The organism is Singulisphaera acidiphila DSM 18658 (assembly GCF_000242455.2).
Taxonomy (GTDB): domain Bacteria; phylum Planctomycetota; class Planctomycetia; order Isosphaerales; family Isosphaeraceae; genus Singulisphaera; species Singulisphaera acidiphila.
Genome location: NC_019892.1, coordinates 7,622,104 through 7,635,411, shown reverse-complemented (window position 1 = coordinate 7,635,411; position 13,308 = coordinate 7,622,104). Strand labels below are relative to the sequence as shown.

At 60.9% G+C, this 13,308-nt stretch carries 9 protein-coding genes and 2 pseudogenes; 6 read left to right on the top strand and 5 right to left on the bottom strand.

Annotated elements, in window-relative coordinates:
* Positions 1-17: 17 nt before the first annotated feature.
* The 3 genes from SINAC_RS29775 to SINAC_RS29765 all read right to left on the bottom strand — a co-directional run bounded on the left by SINAC_RS29775 (position 18) and on the right by SINAC_RS29765 (position 4,153).
* Positions 18-1,706 carry an OprO/OprP family phosphate-selective porin gene (locus SINAC_RS29775; RefSeq protein WP_015249270.1) on the bottom strand — a complete coding sequence of 563 codons (1,689 nt, stop codon included), beginning with the start codon at positions 1,704-1,706 and terminating at the stop codon, positions 18-20.
* 265 nt (positions 1,707-1,971) lie between these two features.
* On the bottom strand, positions 1,972-3,147 hold the full coding sequence (locus SINAC_RS29770; protein WP_015249269.1) for a hypothetical protein: 1,176 nt from the start codon (positions 3,145-3,147) through the stop codon (positions 1,972-1,974).
* Positions 3,148-3,169: 22 nt separating this feature from the next.
* Entirely contained in the window at positions 3,170-4,153 is a 984-nt protein-coding gene (locus tag SINAC_RS29765; RefSeq protein WP_015249268.1) for a type I phosphomannose isomerase catalytic subunit, read from the bottom strand.
* 488 nt (positions 4,154-4,641) lie between these two features.
* Here SINAC_RS29765 and tatC point away from each other — a divergent pair, with 488 nt between their 5' ends.
* The 6 genes and pseudogenes from tatC to SINAC_RS42035 form a co-directional block, all read left to right on the top strand.
* Entirely contained in the window at positions 4,642-5,613 is a 972-nt protein-coding gene (gene tatC / locus SINAC_RS29760; RefSeq protein WP_237722795.1) for a twin-arginine translocase subunit TatC, read from the top strand.
* Positions 5,614-5,694: 81 nt separating this feature from the next.
* Positions 5,695-7,248 carry a uroporphyrinogen-III C-methyltransferase gene (gene cobA, locus SINAC_RS29755; RefSeq protein ID WP_015249266.1) on the top strand — a complete coding sequence of 518 codons (1,554 nt, stop codon included), beginning with the start codon at positions 5,695-5,697 and terminating at the stop codon, positions 7,246-7,248.
* A 120-nt stretch (positions 7,249-7,368) separates the two neighbouring features.
* Positions 7,369-8,179 (top strand): annotated as a pseudogene (locus tag SINAC_RS29750) (IS5 family transposase).
* Positions 8,180-8,290: 111 nt separating this feature from the next.
* A complete protein-coding gene (locus tag SINAC_RS29745; protein ID WP_020466977.1) occupies positions 8,291-9,832 on the top strand; it encodes a glycosyl hydrolase family 28-related protein in 1,542 nt (513 codons plus the stop codon).
* 36 nt (positions 9,833-9,868) lie between these two features.
* Positions 9,869-11,248 carry a hypothetical protein gene (locus SINAC_RS29740; protein ID WP_015249264.1) on the top strand — a complete coding sequence of 460 codons (1,380 nt, stop codon included), beginning with the start codon at positions 9,869-9,871 and terminating at the stop codon, positions 11,246-11,248.
* Positions 11,140-11,595 (top strand): annotated as a pseudogene (locus tag SINAC_RS42035) (G8 domain-containing protein); the annotation flags it as partial. The gene SINAC_RS29740 and the pseudogene SINAC_RS42035, both read left to right, overlap by 109 nt.
* 54 nt (positions 11,596-11,649) lie before the next feature.
* Here SINAC_RS42035 and SINAC_RS29735 read toward each other — a convergent pair.
* Together SINAC_RS29735 and SINAC_RS29730 are read right to left on the bottom strand one after the other, a co-directional pair.
* Positions 11,650-12,756: an ISAs1 family transposase gene (locus SINAC_RS29735; protein WP_015249263.1), complete on the bottom strand. Its 1,107-nt coding sequence runs from the start codon at positions 12,754-12,756 to the stop codon at positions 11,650-11,652.
* A 277-nt stretch (positions 12,757-13,033) separates the two neighbouring features.
* Complete coding sequence (locus SINAC_RS29730; protein WP_015249262.1) at positions 13,034-13,216, bottom strand: hypothetical protein; 183 nt, start codon at positions 13,214-13,216, stop codon at positions 13,034-13,036.
* Positions 13,217-13,308: the final 92 nt, after the last annotated feature.

Here is a 13,308-nt window from a genome sequence, read left to right as displayed (position 1 = left end):
TTCAATGCCCTTCGTTCTTAGAAGTAGAGCTGCATGCGGATCCAGAAGAGCTCATTTGTGAGCTGCTTCAGGTCGGGCTGGCGGTAGATTACCGGGTTGCCGAACTCGGTATGTTGCCAGTCGAAGTAGATCTTCACGTAGCGGTTCAAGTACCAGTTCATTCCGAGGTTGGTGGTCCAGGCACGCTGGCTCCAGAGTTCGGGGTTGGCCAGACCGCCGGTGAACACGCTGTGGTCGAACTCCAGGGAACTGTAGCGGAAGATGAGCTCCCAGGCCCCCGGGCCGAGCTTGTCGCGGCGGAGGCTGAACGGGTGCTTGGGCTCGAGGATCGTCCGCCGTTCTTGGCTTTCGCCGGTGAGGAAGTATCCCATCGCGACCGAGTATCCGCTCACGGGGACTTCGACCGACTCAGCCGCCTTCTTGTTGACCGCGTAGCGGAGGATGCCGCCGTTGTAGTCGGTGAAGAACGAGAATTGTTTGTAGAAGTAGGCCGCGTGGGCGGACCAGAGGGTGCGCTGACCGCGCTCGCGCGTGCTGTCTCCAAGGATGAGGAAGGGCGGGCTGAAGAGGTCGGCCGTGCTGGCGTTCGAGGCATTCGACGCGGTCCGGAACGCTCGGGGCACGACCGGGTTGTCTTGCTCTCCGTAGCTGAACGATCCGCCGACGTTGAGGTCGCGTAGGAGGGAGCCTTTCTCCTGATCTCCGAACGGGCGAATGTTCAGGTAGGAGATGACGTCCTTCGCTTCGTTGTAGTCCTCATACGAGTTCCGCGGTCCGTCGAAGGCGCCTACGGCGTAATCCACCCGATTGTCGAAGAGGTTGCCCCAAAGCTGGACCCCCAGCTGGCGGTTCAGGCCCAGATTGGACGTGAACAACGAGCGTTCCGGGGCGAACAGCCACATATTCTGGATAGCGAACTGCTCGTAGTTGAACGGAGTCATGAACCGGCCGACTTTGAGCTGCGCCCGGTCGTCATAACGGAAGTTGACGAAGCCGTCCAGCAAGTCGAGTCCGCTGAATCCGCGGTTGAGCGAAATGGTGTACTCGATCGGCTGGGTGATGCGACCGTTGAAGAAGAGTCGAACGCGGGGGAACACGAACCCGGAACGCGCATAATCATCGCCATGGGGGATGAATGTTCGGGCGTCGAACTGGGTTTCTTGGTGGAGCTGGAGCTGGAATTCCTTGTCCTCGGTCATCAGCTCAAAGCCGGGGCCGAAATTGGCCTTGAGCGGGCTCTTCTTCTCGGCCGTCGCGCCGGAGATGCCGTAGCCTGGGATTGGGGAACGCCGGCCACCGGGTGTGTCGGGGGCCCCCCCGATGTTTGGCCCATCACCGGGTCTCGCCGCTCCTGCTCCTCCTCCCGCACTTGCGCCACCGGCAGTGCCCGCTCCGCCACCGCCACTCGAATTGCCTCCACTCGAAGTCGAGGTGGCCTTTCCCGATCCCAACTGCTTGCGGAGTTGGGTCATCTCCTGGAGGACCTGCTGCATTTGCTCGTCGTGGCGGCGTTGCGCCTTCTCGAGTTGCTCGGCGAGCTTGAGGTTCTGTGCCTCCATCTGCTGGAGCCTGTCCTCAAGCTTGGTTGCAGGCGGCGGAGGCGTGGCCGGTGGTCGCGGCTCCTGGGCGACCGCGAGCGGGACGCCGAAAGCGAGCAAGACCGCGGCATAAACCCACGGGTGACGGTGAGTTCGCTGATCGGCCAAACAAAAGGCTCCTGCCACGCTTGGGAGGGGAAAGGGCCCGCGATCACTCGATGCGGGGAGAACAAGTTCGGCGGCATTCGCCAAAACCTTACTATCGGCAAAATCAGACTTGCCGCTTCAATGCCACCTTGCTGATTCTTCAGAGGCCTTGGGAAGGCCACCCGCTTTCAAGCTTCGAAAGGAGTCCCTCTGGGGCTTCCCCCGAGGCCCAGTTGCGAACCAGGCCTCGGAGGTCGAGATGTTCCAAGGAGGCTGGGCCTTGGCTTTATTCTGTCCCCTCAGGATTCAAGTCGGCCGAGGGAGGAATCGGCTCGACCTCGGGCATGAGCGGATTGGGCGGGGCAGGGGGGAGCGAGATCTGCCGCCAGTCCGTCCCGTCGACGTCTTGTCGAATGAGCAAGTAAATGATCGATGCGGCCGACCAGAAATAGCTGTAGACCCAGCCGTGGGCCAAGAGCCCGACGACCGCCAGCCAGAACGTGTGCAGCTTTGCGGGGACCGTGTCCAGAGGCGCGCGACCGTTCTGGAGCAGCGCCTCGAGCTGATCGTGAGGGGCGCCGAAGCTCAGACCCCAATGCGCCATCTGGACCACGAGCTGCGCGAAGAGGGAAACGAAGGTCAGTCCGGCGAGCCCGATGATCCAGGCCAGGATCAGGAAGAACGCATAACGGAGGGGACGCTGGAAAACATAGGCATAGGACCGGCTCAGAGCGTCGAATCCATCTTCCGCTTCCGCAGCGACCGACGCGTGCATCAAGGGCCAACCGGTTGCGAGGCCCACAAGAATTAGCGACATGACCAGACCGGCCAGCAGGGGAAGGACGAGGAAGAGGCCCGCGATGACGGGACCGATCGACGTCGGTAACCGATAGAGAAGACCGAATAACGCACAAGGGATGGTCAGGATGGCGACCCCCAGGAGAGGGCTGATCGGTCCCAGGACCAACGGGATCGATTTACCAAGGGCGAACTCAAGGGCTTTTCTGACCCCCATGCGCTCGCCTGCGGCCACCTGGACGGTGGCGATCCTGGCGATTGCGCCCCCGATAATTCCCCAGACGATGACCGCCCAGATTGCGGCAAGGAAGGCGTGCAGTATCGACAGACCGCCGCCGCTTCGCAATGAGAAGACGACCAGGAAGGGGGTGAGCAGGCATTGAATCGGTTCGGTCAATTGCCAGAGCGAGAGGCCGAGGTCGAAGCTCCCCCCCCCTCCCACCGAATCGGTGGCGAACGAGCTCAACCCTGCCGGGATTCGAGGATCCGACGAGGGAAAGGCGCGATCCAAGGCACCCCAACCTGCATTCAACGCAACCAGCCCGATTGCTGCCAGGAAGAGCTTCTTTGGGTCGATGGAGACGCCGATCCCCCTGAAGAGGCGGAGCCACGGAAAGAGCCGTGTGAAGTGGATCTCTCCGCTCAAACTCGGTTCAACAGTCATGCAACGGCTCTCCAAGGCCACTTCAAGGGACGACGCAGGTCAGGACGACCGACTCGCCCCGTGGAACAAGCTGACATTCGCCAAGGGATGAAGGCAAGAGTCGGGTCTGGCCGAACCCGAGGAGCTTCGCGCTTTCCCCATCTCGAATCTCGGTGTCGCCTTCGAGTCCGAGGAGAATCGTGAAACGGTCGCTGCTTCCCACGGTCGTCGGGCCATTCAAACGGAGCCGCTCGAGCGCGAAGTAGGGACAATGGGCGAGTCGTTCTCGAGTCCCACCGGCAATTGGCTCCGCAGTCGGATCCAGGGGATTGACCGGCCCTGCCTCAAAATCAATCGATTCGAGGGCTTCGGCAAGGTGAAGCTGTCGGGGCCGGCCATCGGTTCCGACTCGCCCCCAGTCATGGACGCGAAACGTGGCGTCGGACATCTGCTGAATTTCCGCCAGCACGACCCCCGCGCCAATCGCGTGAACAGTGCCGGCGGGGATCATGATGCAGGCCCCCGGCTTCGCCTCGAAGCGGTGCAGGAGCGGTTCAACCGCGCCCGTGTCGAGGGCGTTTGCGAATGCGGAGCGCGTGACCCCCGGATTCAGCCCGGCATAGATCAGGCTGCCGGGTTCGGCATGGATGATGACCCAGGCCTCGGTCTTGCCGTTGTCGTTGGCCAGGACCTTGCCCTTCGCGTCATCAGGATGAACCTGCACGGAGAGGACCTGGTGCGCATCAATGTATTTGACCAGTAAGGGGAACTGGGTCAAAGCACCGAGGTGCCGACCGAGCAGCTCGATTCCCCGCTCCCGGATGAGGTCGCGGAGCGTGACTCCCTCGAGGGCCCCCTCGTCCACCCGGCTGACGTCGTCGCGGTGATCGGCGATCTCCCAGCTCTCGGCGTAGCGCGACCCTTCGCCAAGCGGCTTTTTGAGGATTGTCTCGAGCCTTCGGCCGCCCCAGATCAACTCTTTGAGGATCGGTTCGAACCGCAAGGGGTAGAGAGGTGCATCCCGCATCGAAAGTCCTTGATGATTCTCATCGCTTATCGCCGGCGTGGCGAAGGGCTTTACTGGGTGGGAACCCCACCCCACCACTCTCGTCTTGGCGTCGGACGCTGAGCGTTGCCCGTCCGACCCGAGGTCTGAGGACACTCCATCACAAAAAACAATTTACGATGACCGGGCCCTCTTTGTAACGAGAGCGGCGAGGCGATGTCCACCCGAGTCGCGGAATTACGGGAAACGGATTCGTGCTGGAAACCGACGATCGGCGTGTGGTAGACTTATCGCTCAAGGAACGCTCCCGCCCGAATCGGCCGTCCCCGAGAGGCCCACGGCGGTGCCGCCCCAAAAAAGGGTCCCGGCCTCGGGATCGGCCGTCGCGACCCGCGTCTCCTCCCCTCACCATGCCCGCCGACCGGCTTAGCCCTAGGCTTTGTTAGGGTGGTCCACATCCAATGCCGACCGATAACGATCTCTTCGCAGAAGAACAGACGATGGTCACCATGAGTTTTGGTGATCACATCGAAGAATTACGCCTCCGGCTGATCCTCGCCCTCTATGGTCTCGTCATCGGCGTGGTCCTGACCCTGGTCCCTGGCATCAACCTGGGACAGCGGATCATGAACAAGATGGTGGAGCCCGCCCAGGAAGCGCTGACGTTATTTTATAACGATCAAGCGGTGAGGCGGGCCGAGGTCGCCGATGCCGGGGGAGAGGTCTCGGAGACGGCCCAGGCCATCATTCCGGCCGATGCGTTCATTATGGAACTCGGCAAGATTGCCCCCGAGCTCAAGCTTCCTGAGGCGGAGACCGTCAAGAATAAGAACCTGACGTTCCCGATCCGGTACATGGAGTCGGGGATCATCAAGATCGTTAACCAAGGGATGAGGCCGAGCAACGCCTTGATCTCCCTGGCGCCTTTGGAAACGATGACGATCTTCTTCATGGTCTGCCTGGTCGCGGGGCTCGTGATCGCCAGCCCTTGGGTTTTCTATCAACTCTGGGCGTTCATTGCTGCAGGGCTCTATCGCCACGAACGCCACTACGTGACGAAGTTTCTCCCGTTTTCGCTCGGCCTCTTTCTGTCCGGCGTCTTCCTCTGTTTCTTCGGCGTCCTTCCGGTCACCTTGAAGTTCCTCCTGGAATTCAACGTCTGGCTTGGCATCGAGCCGACTCTGCGCTTGGCCGACTGGATGAGCTTCGCGACGATCTTGCCCCTCGTCTTCGGGGTCTGTTTTCAAACCCCGTTGATCATGGTCTTCCTCGCCTTGATCGGGATCTTCAACGTCGACGACTTTCGCTCCAAGCGGAAGATCGCCATCCTGATCATGGTGGTCGCCGGCGCGGTTCTCACGCCGAGTCAGGACCCCTTCAGCATGCTCATGCTCGCCGTGCCGATGATCATTCTCTATGAGCTTGGCATTCTCATGGTCGCTCGGAAGAAGCTGGGACCATCGGTCCGTCAAACGGACTGAGTCGTCAAAGAGTCATCGTCTGTCGAACCGAGCCTGACTGGTTTGCTCGGTTCGACTCTGATTATTTGGAATGAGAGCGGGATGGCTGTGAACCGTGGGATCGTTTACCTGGTTGGTGCCGGGCCTGGTGACCCGGGCCTATTGACCCGGCGCGGCGAAGCCTTGCTCAAAGTGGCCGAGGTGGTCGTCTACGATCACCTGGCCAGCTCTCGACTTCTGGACCTGGCTCCGAAGACCGCACTCCTGATCTGCGCGGGGAAGTCGATCGGTCATAACACCATGCCGCAAGGAGCGATCAACGAACTCCTCGTTGAGCACGCGAAGGCAGGGCGTACGGTGGTTCGGCTCAAGGGGGGCGACCCCTACGTCTTCGGTCGCGGGGCCGAGGAAGCGGAGTATCTACGCGACTCGGGCGTGGCGTTTCAGGTCGTGCCGGGAGTGACGGCGGCCGTCGGAGTCACGGCCTATGCCGGGGTCCCGGTCACCCATCGCGACGCCTCATCGGCGGTCGCCTTCGTCACCGGCCACAACGACCCCGACGCGTCGGCGTCCCATGGTCGGCTCGACTGGGCCGCTTTGGCTTCGTTCCCGGGCACCCTGGTGATCTACATGGGGGTGACCCGGCTCGAGAGCATTTGCAAGACCCTGGTCCGTCTCGGCAAGCCGGCGACGACCCCCGCCGCACTTGTTGAGGCCGGCACCTTGCCACGGCAACGCACCGTGAGCGGGACGCTTGCCGACCTCCACAGGCGCGTCGCGGAGGAAGGGCTCGGACCTCCCGCGCTCCTGGTCGTCGGAGACGTGGTCAGCCGGCGGCCCGCTCTGCGCTGGTTCGAGAACCTTCCGCTCTTCGGCCAACGCATCGTCGTGACCCGTCCGGTTGGTGAAGCCGAGTCATCGTCGGCGATCCTGGAGTCCTACGGGGCTGAGGTCCTGATTGCGCCGACCGTGGAGATCCAGCCACTTGAGTCGTACGAGGAACTCGATCGCACGATCGGCCGCCTGGCCGAGTTTCGCTGGCTCGTGTTCACGTCCGCGAACGGGGTGGAGGGGTTCCTTGAGCGCTTAAACGTCCTCGGTCGTGACGTTCGCGCCCTGGGGCACCTGAAACTGGCCGCGATCGGCCCGGCAACGGCCGGAGCGCTCGGGCGATTTCATCTCAAGGCCGACCTGGTCCCTCGCTCGTTCCGGTCGGAGGACCTGGCGGAGGCGCTCGGGCCTGTTGTCGGGGGGGGCCGAGTCTTGCTCGCTCGGGCCGATCGAGGTCGGACCGTGCTTAAGGATGAACTCGAGAAGATCGCCGACGTCGAGCAGGTTGCCGTCTATCGCAATACCGATGCCGACGCCTTGCCAACCGCCGTGGCGGCAAGGATCGAGCAAGGTTCGCTCGATTGGATCACGTTGACCAGCTCCGCGATTACCGAACGGCTGCATTCCCTGTTGACCGAGTCTGCTCGAAGCCGGGTCGGCCGTGAGATTCGTCTCGCCAGCCTCAGCCCGGTAACCTCGGAGACCGCCAGGCGGCTTGGGTGGAACGTTGCTGCCGAGGCGAAGGTCTACACTTGGGGTGGACTTGTCGATGCGATTGTTGAAGCGGTCGCCACCGAACGGACGAACACTTCGGCGCAGCCATAAACTTGCCCACGACCTGGGCGGATGCGGCCGACTCACTTCCGCAGGGCGATTGCACCATAAGTCATCTCGTTCTTAGAGCGTGTTGTGGACTGTAGTTCAGTGGCGAACGTAGTTTAGGGAATGACCACGCACCAACCCTACCCCAGCGACGTCACCGATGCCGAATGGGAGTTCGTTCTCCCTGATATTTGCCTGCTCCCTGAAGATGCCGGCCAGCGAGTCCACAGCCTCCGCGACGTCTTCGACGCCTTGCGTTGGCTCGTCCGAAGCGGAGCACCATGGCGTTACCTGCCCGCCGACTTCCCTCCTTGGGAGATGGTCGATCAGCAGACCCGCCGTTGGCTTGCCGCTGGCTGTTTCGAGGCCATTGTCCACGACCTTCGAGCCGTGCTCCGCTTCGCTGACAAGAGAGAACCCGAGCCGACGGCCGTCATCTTCGACGGACGAACCATCCAGTCGACCCCCGAGAGTGGTGGCCGTGCAGGCTACGACGGGTACAAGCGTCGCAAGGGGTGCCAAGGTCCACATGGCCGTGGATACGCTCGGACATCTGCTGGCGCTGCACGTGACCCCAGCCAACGAGCAAGAGCGGGCCCAGGTCGACACGCTGGCCAAAGCCGTCCAAGAGGCGACGGGCGAGTCGGTCGAACTGGCCTATGTCGACCAAGGTTACACCGGCGAGGAGGCATTCGATGCGGCGGCCCACCAGGGGATCATCCTCGAAGTTGTGAAGCTGGACGATGCGAAGCGCGGGTTCGTGCTGCTTCCGCGCCGCTGGGTCGTGGAACGTTCGTTCGGTTGGGCGGCGCGATTCCGCCGGTTGGCGAAGGATTACGAGCGGCTCTCCGAGACGCTCGCCGGGTTGCACTACGTCGCATTTAGCTTGTTGATGCTCCGAAAGGCTGCTCCGCTATTTGAGTGGAGTTCATAACACGCTCTAACCATGCCTACTAAACATCTGCGACTGAACTTGCTGCTGTTTCGGAGCACTTTGCTCGCATTGATTGGAGTGCTATGCACCTCTGCAGGGCAAGCAACAGACGTGGGGCAGGCCACCGCGGCATCTCGCCAAGCCCATACGAAGCGGCCAGAGAGCTTCAATGTCAAAGACTTCGGAGCCAAGGGTGATGGAGTTGCGGACGACATCCCCGCCATCCAATCCGCGATCAACGCCGCAACCAAGAACGAAGGTGGCGGCACGGTCAATTTTCCCAAGAGTACGTATCTCCTCAACTCTGCGTACCCAAGCAGCCATCCGTGGGCTTTTCACAATCTGATCATCGATTCCAACGTCACGCTCTTGGGAGAGACGGGAGCGAAGCTGCTGCAAGGTCCAGAGGGACGGCAACCTCTCCCTGAAGGTGCGGAGGGTGTGCGCAACACGATGCTCGCCTTTGGCGCCGACCATGAGATCATTCGCTTTCAGAATCGTGACTACAACGGAGGGTTCTTCGAGCTGCAGGTGACGCAGGCGTCCACGTCAAAGGTCGCGCTCAAGATGGCTTCCGAGTCGTCGAAGTTTCTCCCCGGAGACTACGTCGCAATCTACGAGACGACGAAGGGCGATGTCATTCCGACGGAAACCGGGCGGATCACTGTGGTCAACGCCACCACTGGCGAACTGCAACTCAAAGAGCCTCTGACGCGTTCATTCAAAACACCTTCGATCGCCAACGTCACAAAAATCGCGACCACGAACGTGGCGGTCAAGAATTTGATCGTCGAAGGGTCGGAGCCTCTGACCGTCACAGAGACCTTCGGTTTTACCGCCGAGGACTGCCGCTTCATCAACGACACGTCGATCGGGGGCAAGAATGTGGTCGACTACAACATGAATACGTTGAATGGATTCCGCTTTGCGAGGAACGTCTTTACCTCGGTGGGGCCTGGTTACGCAGTCATGGAGATGCCCCAGCGCAACAGCCGCCATGGCGTTTGGGATAGCAACGCGTTTGAGATCGTTCAAGGCGGCATGGGGGAGTACGCCGCAGACATTCAGTTTACAAGCAACACGTTCAAGCTTCATCCCAACGAGCGCACCAGCGTTGGACTCATGATCGGAGGCAAGGACATCGTCTTCAGCGGGAACACGGTGACGTCCGACAACATCCCAGCCGGCGACGGCTGGGGCAGCCTGCTGGTGGACTGCGTTGGCCCCGGATACGAGCGCTACGTCGGCAACATCGCCATCGACGACAACACGTTCAACTACCAGGGGGACGGCAACAACACGATCCATCTCGTGGCCGCTGATACGAGCTTCACAGGCAATACGCTGAATGTGAAAGGCCCCGCGCTCGGCGTGCGCGCTGAAGGTCCGCCACCGCAACGGCTAACGATCAAGGACAACATGATCTCGATGGGGACGGGAACCGCAATCATGATCGCCAGCTCGCGTATCGACGGATCGACGATCACTGATAATACAATTAATGGCGCGGGTGCGCATGGAATCTATGTGGCCTCACCCGAGAAGCCGAACGCCGGCAAGCATGTGATTTACCGTAACCAAGTCTCGGGCTATCGCTCCGAACTCTTCATCGATCTGACCCTTCATCCCGGCGCAGTTCTGTCGGACAAGTAGCGGCGAGTAGTCACTATCCGGAAAGGAACGGCAGCAATGCATCGTCTGTTGACCCTATTCATGACACTCGTGGCCCTCGCCGGTTCAACAGTCGGGCGAATTGCCTTCGCGGCGGAAGCGAATATCCAAGTCGTCTCCGTCATCGAAGGCGACAAAGGACCGGGCTTCAAGCCAGCCGCCAACGTGATGGGGGCGGTCGGGCCAAAACACCTCGTCGACTTCACCATCATGGGCTTCACGGTCCGTGACAAGACGACGGGCAAGTCCCTGCGGCATCAGTCGCAGCTCGAATTCTGGCGACAAGTGCAGCCGGCCAAGTCGCTTGATCCGAGTCCGCATGCCAATGATCCATGGATGGTTTACGACCCGTTGTCGGAACGCTGGTTTGCCACCATTGCGGGAACCGGGACGGGAGAATCGTACCTGGCCGTCTCCACATCCGCTGATCCGTTGCAGCCCTGGAAGGGAGTTTCGCTCCCGCTGCCGCGCGTCGACCCCGGCCTGAAAATCGGCGTCGATCGCAACGGCGTATACATCTCGTGCGCAAATGGCTCGGAGAATCCGCGCGAAGCGCTGGATATGTATGTGATCCCGAAGGCCGACGTGATCGCCAGTGACGGACCCTCACTGGCGCGCGGGCGGATCGTTGGCAAGCTGATCTATGCCGCGTTTCCGGCTGTCCATGTTGGGGCGGATCAAAAACCTGAGACGCCGGCGGTCCTGATCAATAATGCGTTCGGCGCGCCGACGTGCTCTGAACTGTATCTGTATCGTATAACGTGGACCGGAATTCGCGCCGATATCTCCAAGGCCCAGACCATTCGTCTGAGTCGCGAGTATGCCGTGCCGAGGATGGAGGGGGTTCAGCCCGATGAGGGCGTCAAACTCTTGCAGGCTGGGGGGCGACGGAACAACTGCGCCTTCGTGCACGGCGGGAGTGTATTCAGTTGCAACGGAGCACAGCGCACGGCCGACTCGCGCCCCGGAATTCTGTGGTACGAAGTGCGGATCGAGGACGGCGCGTTACTGCAGGAGGGCTTTGTCGATAGCCCGGACTGTGACTATCTCTATCCGTCGATCGCCGTGGACAGTCGAGGAAACATCGGCATCGGCTGCACTCGCACGTCAGCTAAGGATTACCCGTCTGTCTGCGTCATGATGCACGCCGCTGGCGATCCCGCAGGCTCGATGCAGCCGCCGGTAGTCGCAGTCAAAGGGACCACTGCGTTTCGGTACTCCGGCATGCCTGGGATGAACTTCAGCAACTATAGCACCACATGCATTGATCCTTCGGATCGTGATCTCTTATGGACCTACCAGGGCTACGCGAACAGCAAAGTCGATCGGCAATGGTGTACGGCATGGGCGGCATTCAAGATGCCAGCGGCGAGTCCCGTCCCCGTACCACTGCGGTGATTCGTTCTGCTCGCTCTGGGCCGTGGTCGGCTGCGGCGATATGGGAAGAAGGGCGCGGGCCCGGCGCGGGCGCTCGTGTACTCGTTCGCGAAGGACACACGGTCCGATACGACATCGCAAGCGACGAGGCGATCCGGGCAATCAACGTGGCGGGCATATTGACCTTCGCGATCGACAAGGACACGCGGCTCGACGTGGGATTGATCAAGAGTCAGGCTGGCGACGAATACAGCGAAGAGGGGTTCGATTGCGAGGCCCATCTGGAACCGCTTGCTCCGGGTTACTCGCGACCGGCGCTGTTAGTTGGTACGCCGAACCATCCGGTCGACGCCAAACACACGGCGAAGATCCGGCTGGTGTACTTCGAGGGCCTGGACAAACCAGGGCGATTGCACCATAAGTCAGGATCCGGTGAGCACTTTCTCCATATAGCGTGTATTGCATGCGGCGGCGAGGCGTTTGTTCTTCACGCCGATCTTCTCGGAGGTCTCGTTCTTGAGCAGGCCGAGAGCGGCCCGGCGGACGACGCTGAGGTTGGCGTCGGCCAGGCCCAGGCGGACGCGGCAGGCGTCCTCGCCGAAGGTGACGTCGAGTTGCCAGTGCAGCGAATTCTCGATCCCCCAGTGCCCGCGCATTGCCGCACCAAACTGCTTGGCGCTCATCTTCTTACTCAGGATAGAGTCGCGCACTTCATCGCACGACTTGCTACCCCGCATCGTCTCACTGATCGCCACCCCGATCTGCTTCAAGCCTTTCCAGCGGACCCGATCGGTCAGGTCGTCGGGCACGTCGCAGACGTAGTAACTCCGGTGCTCCGTGCGACCATGGCCTTTATCGTCCGATTCATGTCGGCTCGCCTTCACCCGGGCGAAGTCATCGTCCATGTGGCTCACGAATAGGGTGGGCTGATTTCCCTTCACCGCCAGCACGTAGTCGGCGCCCCCCGCGACGATCTTCTCGGCGATCTCGGTCTGCTCCCCCATGGCGTCGATGGTCACCAGACAGCCCGACACGTCCAGGATCTCCAGCAACTTGGGGATTGCGGTGATCTCGTTGCTCTTGGCATCGACGACGACTTGCCCCCGGCTGACGTGATTGGCAGTGGCGCAGGCGCTGACCCTATGGATGGCCGACTTGGCATTGGCCTTGTCGTAGTTCTGGCGGAGGGTCTTGCCGTCGATGGCGACGACCTGCCCGGCGGTCACCTCGTGAAGTGAGGTGACCCCACTGAGCAGGCAACGCTCGAACTCGGCGGGCTTGATGTCCCTGAAGATAGCATTGAATGGGTCATGAGAGGGGATGCCGTTGATCAACTGGAGGAATCTGACCAGGCATGCCCGTTTCTGGCGTCCCCATTCGGCGATCGAGACGAAATCGTCGCCCCCCGAGATGACTGGACAGAGGGCGCTGGTCAGGATGTTGGTGAGCGGGTAGACGAGCTTACGTCGGTGTGGGTCAGTCAAAGTCGCGAAGTGATCTTCGATGAAAGCGTAGAGATCATTGGCCACGAGAGGTCGATCCCGAGAAGGCTGGGCAAAACGCTCGGCGTGTTCAGCCCTGACGAGATCACGAGTTACTGTGTCTCAAGTGTCGCAGATTGCGTATTGTGGCGCAATCGCCCTGCTCTCTTCCGCTTCACCCTCAAGCCAAATCCATGATGGGCCGTGCCTATCCTACAAGAGAATTCGAATCGATTCTCAGCTTGTAGGGTGGGCGCGGCCCACCATCATGATCTGCTTTTTCGGAAGACAGGAGGTTAAGACCACAGCATTCTTCTTCGTTGCATCATCGAAGCTCGCGTGAGGTCTCAAACCCTTGCCAGAGGATGAAGGCTCCTCCTAAGATGAACAATATGTCCAAAGGGACATTCCGTCCGAGGATGCCTGCCGCCGCGTCGAGAAGAAAGATCAAACAGACCAGGCCGGCGACGATCATCGCGGCGTAACAAAGGACCTTCGGCGTCTCCATCGTCCAAACGCTCCTTGGGTCGGTCGTGGTAATCGACAACATTGCTCCAGCTTATCACATAAAGAGTGCCGAGCCTGTTTAGTGTACCATAA

Coding starts and splice junctions, on each gene's coding strand:
- SINAC_RS29770 (WP_015249269.1), bottom strand. CDS start 3,147: ATGACTGTTGAACCGAGTTTGAGCGGAGAGATCCACTTCACACGGCTC.
- SINAC_RS29765 (WP_015249268.1), bottom strand. CDS start 4,153: ATGCGGGATGCACCTCTCTACCCCTTGCGGTTCGAACCGATCCTCAAA.
- tatC (WP_237722795.1), top strand. CDS start 4,642: ATGAGTTTTGGTGATCACATCGAAGAATTACGCCTCCGGCTGATCCTC.
- cobA (WP_015249266.1), top strand. CDS start 5,695: ATGGCTGTGAACCGTGGGATCGTTTACCTGGTTGGTGCCGGGCCTGGT.
- SINAC_RS29740 (WP_015249264.1), top strand. CDS start 9,869: ATGCATCGTCTGTTGACCCTATTCATGACACTCGTGGCCCTCGCCGGT.
- SINAC_RS29730 (WP_015249262.1), bottom strand. CDS start 13,216: ATGGAGACGCCGAAGGTCCTTTGTTACGCCGCGATGATCGTCGCCGGC.